Source organism: Nostoc sp. CHAB 5715, assembly GCF_020829685.1.
Lineage (GTDB): Bacteria > Cyanobacteriota > Cyanobacteriia > Cyanobacteriales > Nostocaceae > Nostoc.
Window position 1 is genome coordinate 1 of the sequence record NZ_JAIVFR010000952.1, and the last position, 2,817, is coordinate 2,817.

Annotated in this window: 4 protein-coding genes, 1 tRNA gene and 2 pseudogenes; 4 read left to right on the forward strand and 3 right to left on the reverse strand. The window is 42.8% G+C overall.

What is annotated here, in order from left to right:
* Together LC574_RS34215 and LC574_RS34220 are read right to left on the reverse strand one after the other, a co-directional pair.
* A pseudogene (locus tag LC574_RS34215) lies at positions 1 to 126 on the reverse strand (NAD-dependent epimerase/dehydratase family protein); the annotation flags it as partial.
* A pseudogene (locus LC574_RS34220) lies at positions 125 to 247 on the reverse strand (orotate phosphoribosyltransferase); the annotation flags it as partial. The pseudogenes LC574_RS34215 and LC574_RS34220, both read right to left, overlap by 2 nt.
* 100 nt (positions 248 to 347) lie before the next feature.
* Here LC574_RS34220 and LC574_RS34225 point away from each other — a divergent pair.
* Positions 348 to 782 (forward strand): hypothetical protein, encoded by a 435-nt coding sequence (locus LC574_RS34225; RefSeq protein ID WP_229458058.1) that lies wholly within the window; start codon positions 348 to 350, stop codon positions 780 to 782.
* A gap of 132 nt (positions 783 to 914) precedes the next feature.
* On the opposite strand, the gene LC574_RS34230 is transcribed toward LC574_RS34225, so the two are convergent.
* Positions 915 to 987 (reverse strand) — tRNA-Ile (locus LC574_RS34230).
* A gap of 293 nt (positions 988 to 1,280) precedes the next feature.
* Here LC574_RS34230 and LC574_RS34235 point away from each other — a divergent pair.
* The 3 genes from LC574_RS34235 to LC574_RS34245 all read left to right on the forward strand — a co-directional run.
* A complete protein-coding gene (locus LC574_RS34235) occupies positions 1,281 to 1,982 on the forward strand; it encodes a hypothetical protein (protein WP_229458059.1) in 702 nt (233 codons plus the stop codon).
* 8 nt (positions 1,983 to 1,990) lie between these two features.
* Complete coding sequence (locus LC574_RS34240) at positions 1,991 to 2,167, forward strand: hypothetical protein (protein WP_229458060.1); 177 nt, start codon at positions 1,991 to 1,993, stop codon at positions 2,165 to 2,167.
* Positions 2,118 to 2,817, forward strand: a 700-nt coding sequence (locus LC574_RS34245) for a CNNM domain-containing protein (protein WP_229458061.1), incomplete at its 3' end; no start/stop codon positions are given. The genes LC574_RS34240 and LC574_RS34245, both read left to right, overlap by 50 nt.

Below are 2,817 nucleotides of genomic sequence, written 5' to 3' on the forward strand. Positions count from 1 at the left end.
CGAATGTGCAGCAGTATGAATAACTGCTGTTGGTTTGACATCACTAAATATGCGCTGCAATTCCTGAAAATCTGTTAAGTTCACTTTTAGCATTTTGATGCCAGGAATCTCTAAAGAATGGGAAAAAATCACCCTCTTGATAAGCAAGTTGGCAAAATAAATCTAGTAGCTTGTGGCGCAAGTTGGTCAAATCAGCAGTGGTTGCCCAAATATCTGAGTGGGTAAGAGTTTCAGTAGGATACGTCATTACAAAACATTAAAAGTTGTGCTACACCAAAGGTTGAACTCATCAGAGTTCTGAAATTAAGCATAAATTAAGATTGCCCAAAAATTGAGGAGTTAGGAACGTGGGTATAAAATTTAAAACCTTTGGTGGTTTATTGGTAATGCTTGCTGCTGGTATTGCTTTTCCCTCTGTTGCATCTGCCCAAACGGAAACGCCCAAAACTGAAACTACAAATGATGTATTTGAGCGAGCTTATTTTCGCCACGATCGCAATTTCTACGAAAATGGTAGCCTCAAGCGCCAGCTAGACTCACTTATAGGAGCTGGTTACGGTTTCGGTGGTTCCTTCCCAGAAAATGAAATTGCCCGCGATGCTCAGTTGCTTAACACTTTATATCATGATGTCCTGACTCAGCAAGCTGGCAATGATCCATATATTCGCACTCCTGATTTACCAAATCCTTACGACACATCGCTGATGATGTCTCCTCGTTTGAATAGCAATAAACTCAAAGTGGGAACTGAATTCAGGTTTGAAACTTTACCACCTCGGTAATATTGGGGAGTAGGGAGTGAGGAGTGGGGGATGAGGGAGCAGGGGAAGAATAACTATTAATTATTGACCAATGCCCAATGCCCCATGCCCCATGCCCTTTATCCCTCTATTACTGCTTTTGGATGATTTTAGTGCGCCCTGCTGGAATCGAACCAGCCTGAAGACGAATTATGAGTTCGTTGCCTCCCCAATCGGCCAAAGGCGCTTGTTTTGTTGGGTTTCGGGTTCAGAAGAGTCAATTACTTCAACTCTTAGGTCAACCTGATTTGCTAATTTTAGGTGAGGAAAATACCTCATGCACTGAGTTTAGCCAATTATGTAATTATAGCACAGATTTACACCTGTGAATACTCGACAATAGCTTATCAGATTTTTATACTACATAATTTAATCATAAAATAGTGCAGACTAATATTGATTAAGTTCCTTTAAGGATTGAGGTCAAAAGCTTCACTATTCTTAAATAGACCAGCATTCTATTGTGATAGCTTGTCAGCGATGAAAATAAATTCTACTGTACTCCTTACTTTGGTTTTGTTAATCCTGATGATGGGAGCAGGTTCTGTGAGTGCCCTTTTGGGGTTTGAACTAGGTAGTTCAGCACTTAAAGGCGTTACTACACCAGATGGGCGTCCTACAACCAAATTTGCCAGCAATAAGACAAATAACTCCCAACAGGGAGGGCTAGTGCTATTAAAAGAGGATGAAATTCTGAAAATTGTTAAGGCGCGAATTGAGGGTAAGACCAAGGCTGCTAAATCGGAAAAGTTAGAGGACGATGATGAAGAAACCAATAGCAGCAAGCAGAAGCCAGAGGAAAAACCCCCAGCAGTGGTTGAAGAAAAACTCCAGCCAGGTTTTCCAGTTACTGCCCTGAGTGAGGGCGTAACTATGTCTGTGCAATCTGTCCGCTACTCTGGTGGTGATTTGCTACTGAAAGTGAAAATGCAGAACAAAGGTAAAGATTCTGTGCGCTTCCTGTATAGTTTTTTAGATGTTACCGATGATAAAGGACGAACCCTGAGTGCTAGTACAGAGGGTTTACCAACAGAATTGCCTGCAAATGGGCCAGCATTTACAGGTACAGTGAGCATTCCTACAGCTTTACTTGATGATGTCAAGAAAATATCACTTGCTCTTACTGATTATCCTGCTCAAGAATTAAAGCTAGAGGCATCGAATATTCCTGTAGAAAGGTAGATTGGGCATTGGGCATTGGGCATTGGGCATTGGGCATTGGGCATTGGGCATTGGTTATTAATTCTTGTCCCTCACTCCCTCACTCCCTCACTCCCTCACTCCCTATTCCCTATTCCCTATTCCCTATTCCCCTAAATGGAGGGCGTGAGTTTTACACGAGCTTTGGTGGTGATTGGTTTTCCTAATTTAATTTGGACAGACGTGGCGCTACGGTTATTGTCAGTGCTACTGCTGATTGCCATAAATGCCTTTTTTGTGACGGCGGAATTTTCGATGGTAAGCGTGCGGCGATCGCGTATTCACCAGCTAGTTAAGGCTGGGGATGTTCCAGCGATCGCAGTCGAGATGCTACAACGTAGTATTGACCGACTATTATCTACCACTCAGTTAGGTATTACCCTCTCTAGTTTGGCATTGGGATGGATTGGCGAAAGTACCATTGTCGTGCTGGTGAATGCATGGTTAAAATCCTGGCCTTTACCAAGTAGCATGACTACCTTCTTAGCGCATTCTCTATCAATTCCCATTGCCTTTTTCTTGATTGCCTATTTGCAAATTGTGATCGGAGAATTATGTCCCAAATCCTTAGCCATGCTGTACTCAGAACAGCTAGCTAGGTTTTTGGGGCCTTCGGTAAAAGCGATCGTGCGTTTTTTTGGCCCATTCATCTGGATTCTCAACCAATCAACTCGTTTTTTATTGAGGATTTTTGGCATCCAATACACAGGTCAAGGCTGGAGGCCCCCTGTGACTCCCGAAGAATTGCAACTGATTATCTCTACAGAATGGGGGTCTACTGGTTTACAGCGTGCAGAGCGAGAAAAAGGCAATGGGA

Excerpts from the sequence above, each read along its gene's own strand:
- LC574_RS34235 (WP_229458059.1), top strand. The coding sequence starts at position 1,281 with ATGAAAATAAATTCTACTGTACTCCTTACTTTGGTTTTGTTAATCCTG.